Genomic DNA, 16577 nt, shown 5'->3' with positions numbered 1-16577 from the left:
ACCTGCCGTTCGTTCGTCATTCGTCCTGTGCCGCCGACAGCAGTCCGTCGCCGTCGACCTTGAAGCTGAAGCCGCGCCAGATCACGCGCGAGGAGCGGAAGCTCATGACGAAAATCGCAAACGATACGATATCCCAGAGCGGCAGCAGCCAAAGATCGCGGTACGGCCTGCGCAACGCGCGATCGGACGACAGTTTCAACGCGAGCCGCGCGCCCATCGCGACGAGCACGAGCGGCCACGCCCAGAGCGCCGCGCCCGAAAACACCAGCGCGAGCAGCGCAAACGCGGACGGATGCACGAGCGCCGAGCCGAAATGCCCGAGTGGATCGATACGGCGAATCGTGCGGCTCCAGCGCAGTTCGTGCGTGATCAACTTCGCCGCGCTCGATTCGACGCACGCATGCGAAATCGCGAACGGCGGAATCGCGACGTCCTCGCCGATCGCGCGCACTGCCTCGCCGATCGCGTGATCCTCGGCCAGATGCCGCGCGAACGGCTTGAAGCCGCCGATCCGCTCGTAGGTGTCGCGCCGCATCGCGATGGTCTGGCCGAAGCAGGGTCGTGCGAGCCCGAGCGCGAGTCCGGTGACGACGCCGGGCAGGAACTGGTAGTTGGTCGCGATCGCCGAGAGCCGCGGCCAGAAGCCCGGATCGGGCTGGCCGCGATAGGCGCACGTGACGAGCCCGACGCCGGGCCGCTGCAATTCGCCGATCACGTTGCGCAGATAGTCGGCGCCGACGCCCACGTCGCTGTCGGCGAATACGAGCACGTCGTGACGCGCCTGCGGCAGCATGTTGAGGATATTGCTGATCTTGCGGTTCGGGCCGTAGAGACGCGCATCGGCCACCACGCTCATATCGGCGTCCGGATGCAACTGGCGTAACGCGTCGACGACTTGCAGCGCGGGGTCGGCCGAGTCGTGCACGCCGAACAGGAACTGCACCGGCCCCGGATAGTCCTGCTCGCAGAAGCTCGTCAGATTGTCGAGCAGCGCCCACTCGTTGCCATGCAAGGGCTTGACGACCGTAACGGGGGGGAAGCTCGTGGGCTCGGCCACCGCCCTCGCGAAGAAGCGCCCGATCAGCGCGCTCGCGAGCACGGTATAGCCGATGCCGACAACCGCCGCCGCCGCGCACGCATACGCGAGCGCGAGGCCCGCAAAATGCGCGACGAGATGCGCGGCGTTCACGCCTCGTGCGCGCGCAGGAAGCGGAAGAATTCGACGCCTTCGCGCAGACGCCGTTTCATCATGTCCCAGCTCGTCAGCATTTCGCGCACGATCTCCCAGATCTTCGACGGCCGGAAATAGAAGCGCTTATAGAAGTTCTCGAGCTGGTGATAGATATCCTCGCGCGACAGATGCGGATAGCCGATCGCCGCCAGCTGCACGCCTTCCTTGCTGACGAGGTTGATCACCTTGTTCTCTTCGAGCCAGCCGTTTTCGACCGCCTGGTTGTAGAGCGTCGTGCCCGGATACGGCGCGGCGAGCGACACCTGGATCGTATGCGGATTGATCTCCTGCGCGTAGGTGATCGTCTTCTGGATCGTTTCCTGGGTTTCGCCGGGCAAGCCGAGAATGAAGGTGCCGTGAATCTTGATGCCGAGCTTGCGGCAGTCGTCGCTGAAGCGGCGCGCGATGTCGGTGCGCAGCCCCTTCTTGATGTTCAGCAGGATCTGGTCGTCGCCGGATTCGTAGCCGACCAGCAGCAGGCGCAGGCCGTTTTCCTTCATGATCTTCAACGTCGAATACGGCACGTTCGCCTTCGCGTTGCACGACCACGTGACGCCGAGCTTGCCGAGACCGCGTGCGATTTCCTCGACGCGCGGCTTGAAGTCGGTGAACGTGTCGTCGTCGAACATGATCTCCTTGACTTCAGGCATGTTGTCGCGAATCCACTTCACTTCGGCGAGGACGTTCTCGACCGAGCGCGTGCGGTAGCGATGCCCGCCCACGGTTTGCGGCCACAGGCAGAACGTGCACTTCGAACGGCAGCCGCGGCCCGTGTAGATCGACACGTACGGATGCTTGAGGTAGCCGATGAAATAGTTGTCGATCTTCAGGTCGCGCTTGTAGACCGGCGCGACGAACGGCAACTCGTCCATGTTTTCGAGGATCGGGCGCGCTTCGTTGTGCTCGATCGAGCCGTCGGGCGCGCGATAGCTCAAGCCCTTGATCTGCGCGAACGGCTTGCCCTCGGCCACTTCCTGGCAGGTGAAGTCGAATTCCTCGCGGCAGACGAAGTCGATGGCCTCGCTCGCGGTCAGCGAGTTGTGCGGATCGACCGCGACCTTCGCGCCGACCATGCCGATCAGGAGCGACGACTTGCGCTTTTTCAGGTCTTCGGCGAAGAGTGCGTCGGTCGGAAAGGACGGCGTGCTCGTATGGATGACGACGAGATCGTATTGCGCGGCGATATCGAGCGTGGCTTCGACGGAGAGGCCGTCGGCGGGCGCGTCGAGCACGCGGCTATCGGCAATCAGCGCGGCCGGCTGAGCGAGCCACGTCGGGTACCAGAATGAACGGATTTCACGCTTGGCCTGATAGCGCGAACCCGCGCCACCATCAAAGCCATCGTAGGACGGCGCCTGCAAGAACAGGGTTTTCATGGATGCTCCAGCAAGCCTTTTTAGGCGCTTTCGGTTTTCGGTCGGGATCTATCTGATCCATTGCCCGCGGACATGCGCAGCGATCATGCGTTCGACCTGCACATGACAACGGCCGCGGTCCTCGAAGGCCACGGGCAGTGGCGAAGATAGTACGGAGCAAAGCTGAAGGAAACCTGAAGCATGATACTGCGTTCCGGCCCCGCGCGGCAGCGTCGCGAGGGTCGATTCAGGGGGATTTTCGTGTGATGCGATGCTTGTCGCATCGATATGGTATCGGAATGGAAAGACGTGGCTCGAAGCGCGGTGATTCACGCGGCGCGCTACATGACCCCGCGCATGAACAGATACAACAGATACATCCGCAGGCGCATGACGACTCGCGCGAACCCGCCACGCCCCGGCGGCAAGAGGCATGCCATCCACGTCGCCACAAGCCCGCGTCCGGTGAGATTGCGCGCAATCAGATAAGATAATTGGTATCGGCAGTTCAATCATGGCCGCGCAGGTCCTGTCGCTTCTTGCTTCACGACCGCGCGGCCTGTCGTTTTTCCCACTCACAGGAACCCAGCATGGCTATCCCGAGCTACACCGATACCCGACTTCTGATCAACGGCGAGTGGTGCGATGCCGCCAGCGGCAAGACCCTCGACGTCGTCAATCCCGCGACCGGCGAGGCTATCGGCAAGGTCGCGCACGCCGGCATCGCCGATCTGGACCGCGCGCTCGACGCCGCGCAGCGCGGCTTCGAAGCCTGGCGCAAGGTGCCGGCCAACGAGCGCGCCACGATCATGCGCAAGGCCGCCGCGCTGGTGCGCGAGCGCGCCGCCGACATCGGCCGCCTGATGACCCAGGAACAGGGCAAGCCGTTCGTCGAAGCGCGTCTCGAAGTACTGGCCGCCGCCGACATCATCGAATGGTTCGCGGACGAAGGCCGCCGCGTGTACGGCCGCATCGTGCCGTCGCGCAACGTCGCCCAGCACTCGCAGGTACTGAAGGAGCCGATCGGCCCGGTCGCCGCGTTCACGCCGTGGAACTTCCCGGTCAACCAGGTCGTGCGCAAGCTCTCCGCGGCGCTCGCCTGCGGCTGCTCGTTCCTCGTGAAGGCGCCGGAAGAAACCCCGGCGTCGCCGGCCGCGCTGCTGCAGACCTTCGTCGAAGCCGGCGTGCCGGCCGGCGTGGTCGGCCTCGTGTTCGGCGATCCGGCTGAAATCTCGAGCTACCTGATCCCGCATCCGGTGATCCGCAAGGTCACGTTCACGGGCTCGACGCCGGTCGGCAAGCAACTGGCCGCGCTGGCCGGTTCGCACATGAAGCGCGCCACGATGGAGCTCGGCGGCCACGCCCCGGTGATCGTCGCCGAAGACGCCGACGTCGCGCTCGCGGTCAAGGCCGCCGGCGCCGCGAAGTTCCGCAACGCGGGCCAGGTCTGCATCTCGCCGACGCGTTTCCTCGTGCACAATAGCCTGCGCGAAGAATTCGCCGCGGCGCTCGTCAAGCATGCCGAAAGCCTCAAGCTCGGCGATGGCCTCGCCGAAGGCACGACGCTCGGGCCGCTCGCCAACGCGCGCCGTCTGAGCGCAATGGCCAAGGTCGTCGACGACGCGCGCAAGACCGGCGCGACGATCGCGACGGGCGGCGAGCGCGTCGGCTCGGCCGGCAACTTCTTCGCGCCGACCGTGCTGACCGACGTGCCGCTCGAAGCCGACGTATTCAACAACGAGCCGTTCGGCCCGATCGCCGCGATCCGCGGCTTCGACAAGCTCGAAGAAGCGATTGCCGAAGCGAACCGTCTGCCGTTCGGCCTCGCGGGCTACGCGTACACGAAGTCGTTCGCCAACGTGCATATGCTGTCGCAGCAGATGGAAGTCGGCATGCTGTGGATCAACCAGCCGGCCACGCCGACGCCGGAAATGCCGTTCGGCGGCATCAAGGATTCCGGCTACGGCTCGGAAGGCGGTCCGGAAGCGATGGAAGCCTATCTCGTCACGAAGGCCGTGACGGTGATGGCGGTTTAACGACGCACTAGTAGAAAGAGACAGGCCGGCCCGCGCTTGCGCGCGGAGCCGGCCTTTTCGTTTCCGACGCCTTCGGAATGGCGCGTCAGACGTGCGCGTCGCGCTCGTTGAGCGGCGGCGCCTGCGTGGCCGCCGCGAACTCCTCGCGCAACGCGTCGCGAGCATGATGCCGGCGCACCCACAGCGCCGTGAGAATCGGCACCAGAATCGCGGTGACGAGGCAAGCCGTCGCGACCATCGCGGTCGCGGCCGGCACGAGCGGCTTGAAGCTCGGAATCATGTCGGCGATGATCGCCGGATTCGCGACCGCCGCCCCCGCCGTCGACGACGCCGCAAGCCCCGCCGCGCCATTGCCGCCCGCGATCCAGCGGTCGGCGAGAATCAGCGGAATGCCGGTCACGACGATCACGCCGAGGCCGAGCGCGATGCCGGGCAGCCCGCTCGTCACGATCACGTTCAGATCGATGCCGTTGCCGAGCGCGAAACCGAAGAACGGGATCAGCGGATGCACGCAGCGGCCGAACAGGTCGCGCAGCTCGCTATCGAGGTTGCCGAGCACGAAGCCGATCAGGAACGGCAGCACCGCGCCGACGAACAGGCGTGGCTCGAAGAACGCGACGCCGGTCGCGCCGAGAATGATCATGCTGATGAGCGGCCCCGATTCGACGGACATCAGCACGAACGCGCCCGCCTCCTCCTTCGTGCCGTACTGCTGCATCACGGCTGCGTAGAGACCGCCGTTGGTCATGTCCATCGAGGTCGTGATCGCGAGCACCGAGAGCCCCGCGAAGAGCCCGGTCTTGATGCCGTCGATCGGAATGAAGCGCGCCGCGATCAGCGTGACGATCCACGCGACCGCCATTTTGGTGGCGAGCAGCGTGCCCGATTTGCGCAGCACGGTGCCGGTCGCGCGCAGATCGATCGTCGCACCCATGCAGAAGAACCACACCGCGAGAATCGGCACCGTGCCGGTAATCAGGCCGTTGGTGAACGAGCCGAAGTATTTGCCCGCTCCGGGCGCGAACGTGTGCACGCAGGCACCGAGCAGCAGCGGCACCAGCATCAGGCCGCCAGGAATGCGGTCGATGGCCTTCTTGATCTTCATGCCTCCTCCATGGACGGTCACGTCCCGTTGACGGGTGGATTACCCGGGGTCATGTCCCGTTCTGCGCCGGGCTCTCCCTGTCCGGCGCAATATAGCACCACAAAAGGAACATCGTTCCGTTTCTTTTTGCAAACGCCGACTATCGTTTACCCGTTACGGCACTGAAACCTTTGCCAGCTTTAATGACGCAGAGCAATATTTTTCGGACCAGTGTTCCGGAATCGAAATTGTGCGTTACAGTGCTCGGGCACATGGCGCGGCACAGCGCCGATCCTGCGAGCGGAGAACGATATATGGTCTCGGCCGCATTCCGGCGGGCCGCTGGGGTATCCCGGACGATCTCGCGGGGCCCGTGGTGTTTCCGCCTCGCTGGCGTCGGACTACGTGCATGGACATACACTCGCGGTAGACGGCGGCTGGCTTGCGCGCTAGCCCGGTAAGGCGACGGCGCGGCTCGGCACAGACAGGGAATGACGGACATGGCGGCAACGGAAACACGACGCGATAAAGCGCGGGATGAGACTAACAGCAAGGCTGTCAGCAGGACTGACGAGAAGACGCGCGGCAAATTGCGCAAGCACACTGCCGACGCATCGCCCGAGGCGGACGGCGGCGAGCGCGGCGAATCCGCGTCGTCGGTGGGTCGAGTCTTCGCGATTCTCGGCGCGATCGGCGACAGCGGACAGATCGGCATCAGCGAGCTGTCTCAACGGCTCGGCATGTCGAAGACCACCGTGCATCGCGTCATTCAAACGCTAAAGGCGCTCGGCTACGTCACGCAGGAAATCGAAACCGAGCGCTACCGGCTCACGATCCGTCTGTTCGAACTCGGCGCGAAGGCGCTCGAAAGCGTCGATCTCGTGCGCGAGGCCGACACCGAAATGCGCCGCATCGGCCAGATGACGCGCGAAGCGGTTCACCTCGGCGCATTCGACGACGACGCGATCATCTACATCCACAAGATCGACGCCGACTACGGCCTGCGCATGCAGTCGCGCATCGGCCGGCGCAATCCGCTGCACAGCACGGCGATCGGCAAGGTGCTGCTCGCGTGGATGGCGCCGGCCGATGCGCGCGAGGTGCTCTCGCACGTCGAATTCCGCAAGTCGACACAGAAAACGCTGACCTGCGCCGAAGCGGTGCTGAGCATTCTGCCGCGCGTGCGCGAGCAGGGTTTCGGCGAAGACAACGAGGAGCAGGAAGACGGCCTGCAGTGCATCGCGGTGCCGGTGTTCGACCGCTTCGGCCGCGTGATCGCCGGGCTGTCGATTTCGTTTCCGACGATGCGCTGCGGCGCCGATACGAAGCAGCACTACGTCGCCCTGCTCAAGCAGGCCGGGCTCGCGATTTCAGCGCGGCTCGGTTATCGCGAGACGAGCGCGCCGGAGCCCGTGGGGACGCCGCCATAGAAGGCGTACGATGGGCTCGATGAACCTGGGGTGCTTGATGAAGTACCGCAGCGGCACCTGTGATGCGCACGTCGCGTGCTCGTATCCGATCGAAGCTTAAGAGAAGCTGATGGCGCAACACGTGCGATGTCATCGATCCGACATGCGCACGCAGGCGTCATGCGGCCTCGGATCCCCAGTCTGCAACTGAATGTATCCGCGCGATACATCCGACGCGAAACACGATTCGGCCTGCCCCGCCGTGCCCGCGAACCGTCGATGTATCGAACGCCCGCTTCATACCGATACCTCAAGGGCTCGCGCCTACGCTTCTTTTCATAGCGCGCTCAAGGGCTTGCCGATCCGCTTAACAATCCCCTGTCATTTCGACGCGTTAGGCTTGCCGTTTTTCCGTCACGTCCGTTGTCACCGTATGGCCGCGTTGCCGCGCGCGCGTATCGACACGTCCTGTTACACACAAACACACCGATAATCGCGCCGCTCAGTAGAGTTCGGTTCACACGAAACACAATGGCAACTTTTGCCAAGGGAGCAACATCATGAAGAAAATTTTCGCACTCGTCATTCTGGCCGCCACGCTCGGCGGCGCATTGAGCGGTTGCATCGTGGTCCCCGACGATCATCATCACGACCATCACTACGACCACGATCATTATTGAGCGGATGGTGCGCGCTTCATGAGGCATTCGTGAAGCCGCGCGCCGACGCGCCTGACCTCACCACACTCATCAAAACAGAGAACACACTATGAGTCACTCTCGCAGCCGCTGGATGTCGTCGGCGATCGTCGCGGCCCTCGCGATCGGCGTATCGTCGGCCGCGTTCGCGCATGTCGACGTTGGCGTTAACATCGGCATTCCGGGCGTCGTGGTAGCGCCGCCCCCGCCGGTCTATGTGCAGCCCGCGCCCGTGTACGTGGCGCCGCCGCCCGCGGTCGTGATCGCGCCGGGCTGGTACGGCGATCGCTACTACGATGGCCATCGCTATTGGGGGCGGGACGAGTGGGAGCATCATCACGAAGAATGGCACGGCGACCGGCACGATAACGGCTGGCACGGCCGCGGCCACGATCACGACGATGGCTGGCACGGGCATGGGCACGATCACGATCACTGAACGATGCCCGGCGGCGGTCCTGCCGCCGCGCCACGCCGGCATTCGCGCCACCCCTTCGACAGGAGCGACGACGTGCTACACAACGATCCCAGGCGCGTGAGCGCGCATATCGACGGCGCGCTGATCTGCGCCGAATACAGCGAGCAAACGGGCCAGCTCTGTTTGCGTCAGGACGGCATGCTGCTGCGCGAGTGGTTTCCGCCGCATTCGTGGATGGCGATCGCGTCGGTGGCCGGCGCGCGCCACTGGGGCACCCGTCCCACCGACGACGATCTGCTTGCACTGCTGCACAACGAGATGGCGTTGCTGCGCGCGTCGTGAGCGCATTGTGAGTTCATAGTGAGTTTTCACGGCAACGCTATCTCCCCCCTCATTTCAGCGCCACCGCGCCGGCCGCTTCATCCGTGGACGCATCGTCCTGCGCATCCTCGGGCGCGTCTTTGTGCGCGTCTTTGTGCAATACGCGCCGCATCATCAGATACACGCCGCTCGCCGACACCATGGCCGGCAGTGCCAGCAGGCTGAACACCGCGCCGAACTTCCAGCCGAGCCCCATCAGCGCCGCGCCGACGAGCGCGCCCGCGACACCGCCGATGCGGCCGATGCCGAGCATCCACGCGACCCCGGTTGCACGCGCACGCGTCGGATAGAAACTCGCCGCAAGCGCCGACATCGACGTGACCGCGCTCGTCGCGACCGTACCCGTGAGGAAGATCAGCGTACCGAGCCACACCTGATGGCCGACGCCCTGCCCGACCAGCAACACGAGCGCGCCGACCAGCACGAACGTGAAGGCGATCACGCGATGGCCGGCGAAACGGTCCATGATCCAGCCGACGCACAGATTGCCGAGCACGCCGCCGAGCGGAAACAGCGAGGTCATCAAGGCAGCTTTTTCGCCCGAAAAGCCGGTGTCCTTGAACAGCGTGGGCAGCCAGTTGGTGAGCAGGTAGTAGATCAGCAGCCCCATGAAATAGGCGAGCCACAGCATCAGCGTGCCGAAACGGTAGCGTGCCGACAGAATGATCGAGAGCGCGCCTTTGGTACGCGCGTTGCCTGCGCTGTGCCGCACGTCGATCGCGAAGAAATGGCAGCCGTCGAAGCGGCTCTGCGGCGCAATGCGTTGCAGGATTCCCGCGATACGTTGATCGGCCTGCTTGCGCACGGCGAGAAATTGCGCGGATTCCGGCAGCAGCACCATCAGCAGCACGGTCAGCACGATCGGGCCGACGCCGCCCGCGACCAGCACGCTCGGCCAGCCGAATTGCGGAATCAGCCACGCCGAGGCGAAGCCGCCGATCGCGAGACCGCATGAAAAGCCGCAGAACATCGCATTGACCGCGACCGCGCGAATGCGAGCGGGTGCGTACTCGGACATCAGCGTGACCGCGTTCGGCATCGCCGCACCGAGACCGAGGCCGGTGAAAAATCGCAGTAAGGTCAGCGATTCGATCGAGGTCGCGCGGGCCGCGGCGAGACTCCATAGTCCGAAGAAAAAGACCGACAGCACGAGCACCGTCTTGCGGCCGATGCGATCCGCGAACGGACCGGCCGCGAGCGCGCCGATGCCGAGTCCGACGAGCGCCGCACTCATCACCGGGCCGAGCGCGCTGCGCGCAATGCCCCACTGCTGCACGAGCGACGGTGCGATAAAGCCGACCGCAGCCGTGTCGAAACCGTCCGCCGCGACGACAAGAAAGCACAGCACGAGAATCGTCCACTGGAATGGCGAAAAGCGCTGCGCGTCGATAAAGGCCTGCACATCCACATTGCGTTCGGAGCGCGTCATTTGCATGCTCCCGTTTCAAGGCGAAAAGGCGTGGCGACGCCGTGCGGGCGTGATGCCATTGCCGGCAGGGTCGTTGGCGCCGGCGCGTTACCGCATTGCGGTCCGCTACAGGGCCAGGGTTGGCGCTTGTTCATTGCGATGTCTCCGTGAAATGACGAGATTTTTTTTATTGTTTGGATTACTACTGAAAGTGCGGACTCCTGAGCCGAACCAGAGGCCGGTTTCGGCGAGTCGATTGGAGTCCAGTCGCATGCGGCGCGGGCCGATGCGGCTCTCCGAGACAGGAAAGCCGCATCATCCGGCGCAATTCGTTACTTCTGACGCGGTATCGCGAGCCGGCCTTGCGTCAGCCGTGAGCCTGCTGGATATGCCGATCGGTTATGCGCGTACCGTGCAAACCGATCGTGCGCCGTTACGCTGGCCGGCCAATGAACGGTTCCTGCTCAGGTGCCGCTTCTCAATGCCGTGACCGGCGCGTTGTCGCGCATGCCCGCGCTGCTCCCGGCCGCGCCGTCCTGTGCTTTTGCCGCGTTGCCGCCTACGCCCACACCCGCGAGATTGCGCCCCGTGATGTAGCCGAAGGTCATGATCGGCCCGAGCGTGATGCCCGCGCCCGGATAGTTGCCGCCCATCACGCTCGCGCGATCGTTGCCGACCGCATACAGTCCGGCAATCGGCGCGCCCGCCTCGTCGAGCACTTCGCCGGTGACCTGGGTCGCGATGCCGTCGAACGTGCCGAGGTCGCCCATCAGCACCTTCAGTGCGTAATACGGTCCGTCGCCGATCGGCGCGACGCACGGGTTCGGCTTGTGCTCGGGGTCCGCGAGATAGCGGTTGAACGAGGTCGTGCCGCGGCCGAACTCGGGGTCTTCGCCGCGCACCGCGTCGACGTTGTAGCGCTGCACCGTGGCTTCGAGCGCCGCGCCGTCGAGCCCCGCGTTGCGCGCGAGTTCGGCGAGCGTGCGGCCCGTGCTCAGATAGCCGTTGCGCAGCAGCGGACCGAGCGGCACCGGTGCGGGCTTGGCAAAACCGAGCCCGTATTTGCGGATCGTCGCGTGGTCGCAGACGAGCCACATCGCGGTTTCGCGTTCGCTCTCGCACGCTTCGATCATGGCGGCGCCCACGTCGTGATACGAATTCGCTTCGTTGGTGAAGCGCTTGCCGCCACGCGTCACGCCGATCACGCCGGGCTTGTAGCGATCGAGAAGATGCGGAAACACACCGACGCTGCCGTCGCTCATCGGCACGCGCGACACCGGCATCCACGCCGCGGCTTGCGGATAACGTATCGCCACCCGCGCGCCGAGACGTTCGGCCATGCCGAGCCCATCGCCGGTATTGCCCGACGGCACCGGCGATACGTGTTCGCCGCCCCGCCGCACATGCGGATAGGCACGCGCGATACGCGCCACGTCATGCGAGAAACCGCCGCACGCGAGCACGACGCCACGCCGCGCGACGATGCGCCGCTCGCCGTCCGGCCCATTGACGAGCGCGCCGGTGACGCGCCCGTCCGTCACGATCAATTCGCGCGCGGCGGTATTCGTGTGAATCGGAATGCCGAGATCGAGCGCCGATTTCGCGAGACGCGCGGCGAGCGCATTGCCGCTCGTGATTTGCACGCCGCGCCGGTACAGCGCGAGATCCTTCAGATGGCTCGCGAGACGCTTCGCGACGTACAGCGCGGACTTGAGCGAACGCGTCGCGTTGAAGAAGTGCTTGAGGTCCGCATTCGACGAGTTGAACATCATGCCGATGAACGTGATCGTCTTGAGCGGCGGACGCAGCCGCGCGATGTCCTTGCCGAGCGCGCGCGCATCGAACGGCGCGGCCACGACCGAGCGGCCGATATCGACACCGCCGCCCACGTCCGGGTGATAGTCCGGGTATAGCGTCGGCACGAATTTGACCGTGGTCTCGCGCTCGAAGAAATCGAGCATTTCCGGGCCCGTGTCGAGAAAGGCCTCGACGCCGGCGGCATCGAAGAACGCGCCGGTTTCGTTGCGCATATAGGTCAGCGCCGCTTCGCGCGTATCGCTGACACCATTGCTTTGCGCGTGACGGTTGCCGGGAATCCAGAGCACGCCGCCGGAAAACGCGGTCGTGCCGCCGAAAAACGGCGCTTTTTCGATCACGACGACGTCGAGCCCATGCTTGCGCGCGGTGATGGCCGTCGAAAGGCCGCCCGCGCCCGAGCCGATGACGAGCACGTCGCAGGTCAGCGCAGCGCTCTGCGTTGCATTGGTCATGGTATCGCTTCCTTGTATGAGAACTTGGCGAGAACTTAGCGGGCGGCTTGCACGGCCTCGAAGCCGGGACGCGGCACGAGATCCATCAGCATGCTTTCGAGGCCGCCGTCGACGGTGATTTCCGCGCCGTTCACATAGGCGGCGCGCGTGCTCGCGAGAAACGCGACCACGTCGGCGATATCGTTCGGCTCGCCGATGCGGCGACTGGCCGTCATCGCACTGCGGCGGCGTTCGATATCGCCCTGCTCATAGAACGTGGCAGAGAGCGGCGTGCGGATCATGCCCGGACACACGGCATTGCTGCGAATGCCACGCGGCCCCCACTCCGCCGCGATCTGCTTCGATAGCAGCGTCACGCCCGCTTTGCCCGCGCTGTATGCGCCGCTATAGGTTTGCGGATGATGCGCGGCCACCGAGGCGACGTGCACGATAGCGCCGGAACCGCGCTTCAGCATGCCGTGGCCGAACTGCTGCGAGCACAGCATGTAGCCAGTCAGATTCACGCGCAGCATCGCGTTCCAGACGTCGAGTCCGATCTCTTCGATACCCCCCGGCCGCAGCAGACCCGCGTTGTTCACGAGCACGTCGGCGGCACCATAGGCAGTTTCGACGGCCGTTACCGCGCCGCGCACGCTGTCGATATCGCCGATATCGCACGTCAACGCGAGCGCGTCGACGCCGCTTGCGTTCAGCGTTTGCGCCAGCGCCCGGCACTTCTCATCATCGCGATCGAGCAGCGCGAGACGCGCGCCGGCCCCGGCGAGCACCTGAGCGATCGCGCCGCCGATTCCGCCCGCCGCTCCGCTCACAACGCACACGCGCCCTTCGAGACCGAGCCAGTGCCGTGAGTGTGCATCTCCCTGGTGCGGCTTTGCCTGCGTTTCCGTGTTATTAGTCATCCGAATCTCCATGGTTCTGATCGTGACGGCGATGCGCTGTCGCGGCCTGAGCGCCGCGCTATCCACCGTATCTTTCATGGCAAAAAGTATAGCGACGCGGCTTGCGCGGAAATTGGACAAAGACGGCGCATCGCAGGACAATTCGAACATAGGAGACGAAACGGCATGAGGAATATCCCTAACTACGATCTGTACGGCGAGTCGGCACGGCCGCCGTGGTACGACGCGTTCAATTTCGAATGGATCGTCGAGCGTAGCCGGCCGAACGACTGGCATATCGCCGCGCACCGGCACGATGCGTTACTGCAGATTCTCTATATCCGCAGCGGCACGGGGCACGTGCTGGTCGAAAGCGAAAAGCTCTCGATCGAACCGCCCTGCCTCGTGCTGCTTCCCGCACAAACGGTGCATGGATTCGTGTTTTCGCCGGAGATCGACGGGCTCGTGATTACGGCCGCGCAGCGGGCGCTGGAGTCGATTTCGAAGGTAGTGTCGCCGGGACTGTTGCCGGTGCTGCAGCGGCCCGCACTGATTCCCGTGCGGCGCGAAATCGGCGAGCACACGCTGATGCCGTTATTCGGTTTGCTGGAGCAGGAATTTCGCGGCAGCGCACGCGGTCACATCGCCGCGGGCATGTCGCTGATGATTGCACTTTTTGTGCAAGTAGCGCGCCTGGCCGATGCCGTATCGAGCGCCGGCGCGACGACCGGCTCGACGATCAACGACCGGCGCGCGGCGCAGCTCAAGCGGCTACGCGAACTGATCGCCGCACACGTGCGCGAACATCAGCCGATCGATTTCTATGCGGAAAAACTCGGCGTTACGGTGGCGCAACTGGGCCGCATCTGCCGCGAGGAACTCGGCCATTCCCCGTTGTCGCTCGTCAACGATCAACTGATACGCGAGGCGCAGCGCGATCTTGTCTACTCGGGATCGAGCATCAAACAGATCGCGCATGCGCTCGGTTTCGAAGATGCCGCTTATTTCAGCCGCTATTTCCGTAAGCAGACCGGCGTCACGCCCAAGGAATTTCAGTCGGCGGCGCATCGGGACCTGTCGATCAATTAGGGTTCCCGAGCGCCGCGCGAGGCGCATCGCTTATAGCATGCCTTGCATCTGCGCGCCGGCCACGCCGACGTAGTTCTCCGCGAGCACCGTGGCCGCCGTGCGCGAGGTCGTCACATACTCGAGTTCGGCAACCTGCAACTGCTGCTCGAACGCCGAAGCGCCTTCGATACGATGCATCATGCTCGTCATCCAGTACGAGAAGTGCTCGGCGCGCCAGATGCGCTTGAGCGCGGTTTCGCTGTAGCGCTCGAGCAGATCGGTGCGGTTTTCCTTGTAGAACGCGTTCAGCGCCTGGCTCAGCACGTTCACGTCGGCGACCGCGAGGTTCATGCCCTTCGCGCCGGTCGGCGGCACGATATGCGCGGCGTCGCCCGCGAGGAACAGGCGCCCGTGCTGCATCGTCGTCGAAACGAAACTGCGCATGCCGACGATGTTCTTCTGGAAAATCTGGCCGTCGACAATCTGCTGGCCGTCGTGCGAATCGGCACGCGCATGCAGTTCCGCCCAGATGCGATCGTCGGACCAGTTATCGACCGAGTCTTTCGGGTCGCACTGGAAGTACATGCGCTGCACGTTCGGCGAGCGCGTGCTGATCAGCGCGAAGCCGCGCTCGTGACGCGCGTAGATCAGTTCCTCCGACGACGGCGGCCCTTCGCTCAGGATGCCGAACCAGCCGAACGGATAGACCCGTTCGAAGTCCTTGCGGAGTGCCTGGGGAATCGCCGCGCGCGACACGCCTTGCGAGCCGTCGCAGCCGATCACGAAGTCGCATTGCAGTTCGTGATCGGCGCCCTCGTGGCGATAGCGGATCGACGGCGTGTCGGTGTCGATGCCCTGGATCGACGTGTCCGTCACGCCGAAACGCAGCTCGGCATTCGCGGCGACGCGTGCCGCGACGAGGTCCTTGATCACTTCGTGCTGGGCGTAGACGGTGATCGCTTTACCGGTGAGGTCCATCAGATCGATGCGGCGGCGCTTGCCTTCGAAGGCAAGTTCGAAACCGTGATGCAGCGCGCCTTCCGCTTTCATGCGTTCGCCGAGGCCGGTTTCGGTCAGCAGGTCCATCGTGCCCTGTTCGAGCACGCCGGCGCGGATGGTGGATTCGATCTGGTCGCGGGTACGCGTTTCGAGCACGACGGACTCGATGCCGCGCAGGTGAAGCAGGTGGGAAAGAAGCAATCCGGCGGGCCCGGCGCCGATGATGCCGACTTGAGTGCGCATGCTGTGTCTCCTGAATGTGGCGATGAATTGGCGCACAGTGTGACGATCACGACCGGTATCCCGCAACGCGATAAATTGGATAGGCTGTATCGCCTCAGGAGATAGAAGGCTGATGGCGAAGACGCTCGTGGCGCCCTCGCATCGACCGAAAACGCACGCCAGGCGGGGCTTTCCGCCGAGCGCAGGAATTCACGGCGCGGTGCGTCGATGTGACGCACCCCTCAGGTAAACCCCGATGCGTTCAACTAGACAAGAAACAGCCGATACACGGGGTTGTGTGTCTCTTCCCAGTACGGATAGCCGAGTGTCTCGAGAAAACGATCGAACTCCGCGTTCTCGCTTGCGGGCACCTGGATGCCGACGAGAATCGAGCTACAGTCCGCGCCCTGGTTGCGATAGTGGAACAGGCTGATGTTCCAGTTCGGCGCCATCGACGAGAGGAATTTCATCAGCGCGCCCGGGCGCTCCGGGAATTCGAAGCGGAACAGGCGTTCATCGAGAGCGAGCGGCGAGCGTCCACCGACCATGTAGCGGATGTGCTGCTTCGAGAGTTCATCGAGTGTGAGATCGACGGTGGCAAAACCGTGGGCTTCGAATGCGCTCGCGATCTGCGCCGACTCGCTGCGGTTGCGGATCTGCACGCCGACGAAGATGTGCGCCGAATTGGCATCCGCGATCCGGTAGTTGAATTCGGTGACGCTGCGCGTGCCGACCAGTTCGCAGAAGCGTTTGAAGCTGCCGCGTTCTTCGGGAATCGTCACCGCAAACACCGCTTCGCGCGCTTCACCGACTTCGGCGCGCTCGGCGACGAAGCGCATGCGGTCGAAGTTCATGTTCGCGCCCGAGGTGATCGCGATCAGCGTCTGATTTTCGATGCCCTCCCGTTCGGCGTACTGCTTGGCACCGGCCACCGCCAAGGAACCGGCCGGTTCGAGCACGCTGCGCGTGTCCTGGAACACGTCCTTGATCGCCGCGCACAGTGCATCGGTATTCACGAGCAGCACTTCGTCGAGATACTCGCTGCACAGGCGGAAGGTTTCCTCGCCGACGAGCTTGACCGCCGTGCCATCGGAGAACAGGCCCACTTCGTTCAGCGTCA

13 protein-coding genes and 1 pseudogene are annotated in these 16577 nt (G+C 64.4%); 6 read left to right on the top strand and 8 right to left on the bottom strand.

The genetic code is table 11. From position 1 onward, the window contains the following. Positions 1-16: 16 nt before the first annotated feature. Both hpnI and hpnJ read right to left on the bottom strand, forming a co-directional pair. The gene (hpnI, locus tag F3J19_RS04075; protein ID WP_167038080.1) at positions 17-1189 is read right to left on the bottom strand and encodes a bacteriohopanetetrol glucosamine biosynthesis glycosyltransferase HpnI; all 1173 of its coding nucleotides are present in this window, start codon (positions 1187-1189) and stop codon (positions 17-19) included. Next, positions 1186-2607 carry a hopanoid biosynthesis associated radical SAM protein HpnJ gene (gene hpnJ, locus F3J19_RS04070; protein ID WP_167038078.1) on the bottom strand — a complete coding sequence of 474 codons (1422 nt, stop codon included), beginning with the start codon at positions 2605-2607 and terminating at the stop codon, positions 1186-1188. Before hpnJ ends, hpnI begins: the two co-directional genes overlap by 4 nt. 569 nt (positions 2608-3176) lie before the next feature. On the opposite strand from hpnJ, the gene F3J19_RS04065 reads away from it, so the two are divergent. After that, positions 3177-4622: an NAD-dependent succinate-semialdehyde dehydrogenase gene (locus F3J19_RS04065; RefSeq protein ID WP_167038077.1), complete on the top strand. Its 1446-nt coding sequence runs from the start codon at positions 3177-3179 to the stop codon at positions 4620-4622. Positions 4623-4707: 85 nt separating this feature from the next. Here the strand turns inward: F3J19_RS04065 and kdgT are convergent, their stop codons facing one another. Beyond that, entirely contained in the window at positions 4708-5727 is a 1020-nt protein-coding gene (gene kdgT / locus F3J19_RS04060) for a 2-keto-3-deoxygluconate transporter (RefSeq protein WP_167038075.1), read from the bottom strand. A gap of 298 nt (positions 5728-6025) precedes the next feature. Between kdgT and F3J19_RS32530 the strand changes: the two are divergent. The 4 genes and pseudogenes from F3J19_RS32530 to F3J19_RS32525 all read left to right on the top strand — a co-directional run. Then, positions 6026-6159: pseudogene (locus F3J19_RS32530) on the top strand (SDR family oxidoreductase); the annotation flags it as partial. A 38-nt stretch (positions 6160-6197) separates the two neighbouring features. Beyond that, positions 6198-7136: a DNA-binding transcriptional regulator KdgR gene (gene kdgR / locus F3J19_RS04050; RefSeq protein ID WP_167038073.1), complete on the top strand. Its 939-nt coding sequence runs from the start codon at positions 6198-6200 to the stop codon at positions 7134-7136. Between the two features lie 747 nt (positions 7137-7883). Next, on the top strand, positions 7884-8252 hold the full coding sequence (locus F3J19_RS04045) for a hypothetical protein (protein WP_167038071.1): 369 nt from the start codon (positions 7884-7886) through the stop codon (positions 8250-8252). A 72-nt stretch (positions 8253-8324) separates the two neighbouring features. Continuing rightward, positions 8325-8573 (top strand): hypothetical protein, encoded by a 249-nt coding sequence (locus tag F3J19_RS32525; RefSeq protein WP_167038069.1) that lies wholly within the window; start codon positions 8325-8327, stop codon positions 8571-8573. A 49-nt stretch (positions 8574-8622) separates the two neighbouring features. Here F3J19_RS32525 and F3J19_RS04035 read toward each other — a convergent pair whose 3' ends face one another. The 3 genes from F3J19_RS04035 to F3J19_RS04025 all read right to left on the bottom strand — a co-directional run bounded on the left by F3J19_RS04035 (position 8623) and on the right by F3J19_RS04025 (position 13189). Further along, positions 8623-10041 carry an aromatic acid/H+ symport family MFS transporter gene (locus F3J19_RS04035; RefSeq protein ID WP_167038067.1) on the bottom strand — a complete coding sequence of 473 codons (1419 nt, stop codon included), beginning with the start codon at positions 10039-10041 and terminating at the stop codon, positions 8623-8625. Between the two features lie 443 nt (positions 10042-10484). After that, positions 10485-12290 (bottom strand): FAD-dependent oxidoreductase, encoded by a 1806-nt coding sequence (locus F3J19_RS04030; protein WP_167038065.1) that lies wholly within the window; start codon positions 12288-12290, stop codon positions 10485-10487. Positions 12291-12325: 35 nt separating this feature from the next. Further along, a complete protein-coding gene (locus F3J19_RS04025; RefSeq protein ID WP_167038063.1) occupies positions 12326-13189 on the bottom strand; it encodes an SDR family oxidoreductase in 864 nt (287 codons plus the stop codon). 165 nt (positions 13190-13354) lie between these two features. Here F3J19_RS04025 and F3J19_RS04020 point away from each other — a divergent pair, with 165 nt between their 5' ends. Next, a complete protein-coding gene (locus F3J19_RS04020) occupies positions 13355-14257 on the top strand; it encodes a helix-turn-helix domain-containing protein (RefSeq protein WP_167038061.1) in 903 nt (300 codons plus the stop codon). 30 nt (positions 14258-14287) lie between these two features. Here F3J19_RS04020 and F3J19_RS04015 read toward each other — a convergent pair whose 3' ends face one another. Beyond that, positions 14288-15478, bottom strand: a complete 1191-nt coding sequence (locus F3J19_RS04015; RefSeq protein WP_167038059.1) for a 4-hydroxybenzoate 3-monooxygenase — start codon at positions 15476-15478, stop codon at positions 14288-14290. 245 nt (positions 15479-15723) lie between these two features. After that, on the bottom strand, positions 15724-16577 hold an 854-nt coding region (ilvA, locus tag F3J19_RS04010; RefSeq protein WP_167038056.1), incomplete at its 5' end, for a threonine ammonia-lyase, biosynthetic.

The organism is Burkholderia sp. Ax-1724, assembly GCF_011752995.1.
Classification (GTDB): Bacteria; Pseudomonadota; Gammaproteobacteria; order Burkholderiales; family Burkholderiaceae; genus Paraburkholderia.
The sequence above is the reverse complement of the archived record's forward strand: the minus strand, read 5'-3'. Positions and strand labels throughout refer to the sequence as shown.

Excerpts from the sequence above, each read along its gene's own strand:
- F3J19_RS04045 (WP_167038071.1), top strand. The coding sequence starts at position 7,884 with ATGAGTCACTCTCGCAGCCGCTGGATGTCGTCGGCGATCGTCGCGGCC.
- F3J19_RS04035 (WP_167038067.1), bottom strand. The coding sequence starts at position 10,041 with ATGACGCGCTCCGAACGCAATGTGGATGTGCAGGCCTTTATCGACGCG.
- F3J19_RS04065 (WP_167038077.1), top strand. The coding sequence starts at position 3,177 with ATGGCTATCCCGAGCTACACCGATACCCGACTTCTGATCAACGGCGAG.
- kdgT (WP_167038075.1), bottom strand. The coding sequence starts at position 5,727 with ATGAAGATCAAGAAGGCCATCGACCGCATTCCTGGCGGCCTGATGCTG.
- F3J19_RS04020 (WP_167038061.1), top strand. The coding sequence starts at position 13,355 with ATGAGGAATATCCCTAACTACGATCTGTACGGCGAGTCGGCACGGCCG.
- F3J19_RS04030 (WP_167038065.1), bottom strand. The coding sequence starts at position 12,290 with ATGACCAATGCAACGCAGAGCGCTGCGCTGACCTGCGACGTGCTCGTC.
- F3J19_RS04025 (WP_167038063.1), bottom strand. The coding sequence starts at position 13,189 with ATGACTAATAACACGGAAACGCAGGCAAAGCCGCACCAGGGAGATGCA.
- kdgR (WP_167038073.1), top strand. The coding sequence starts at position 6,198 with ATGACGGACATGGCGGCAACGGAAACACGACGCGATAAAGCGCGGGAT.
- hpnJ (WP_167038078.1), bottom strand. The coding sequence starts at position 2,607 with ATGAAAACCCTGTTCTTGCAGGCGCCGTCCTACGATGGCTTTGATGGT.
- F3J19_RS04015 (WP_167038059.1), bottom strand. The coding sequence starts at position 15,478 with ATGCGCACTCAAGTCGGCATCATCGGCGCCGGGCCCGCCGGATTGCTT.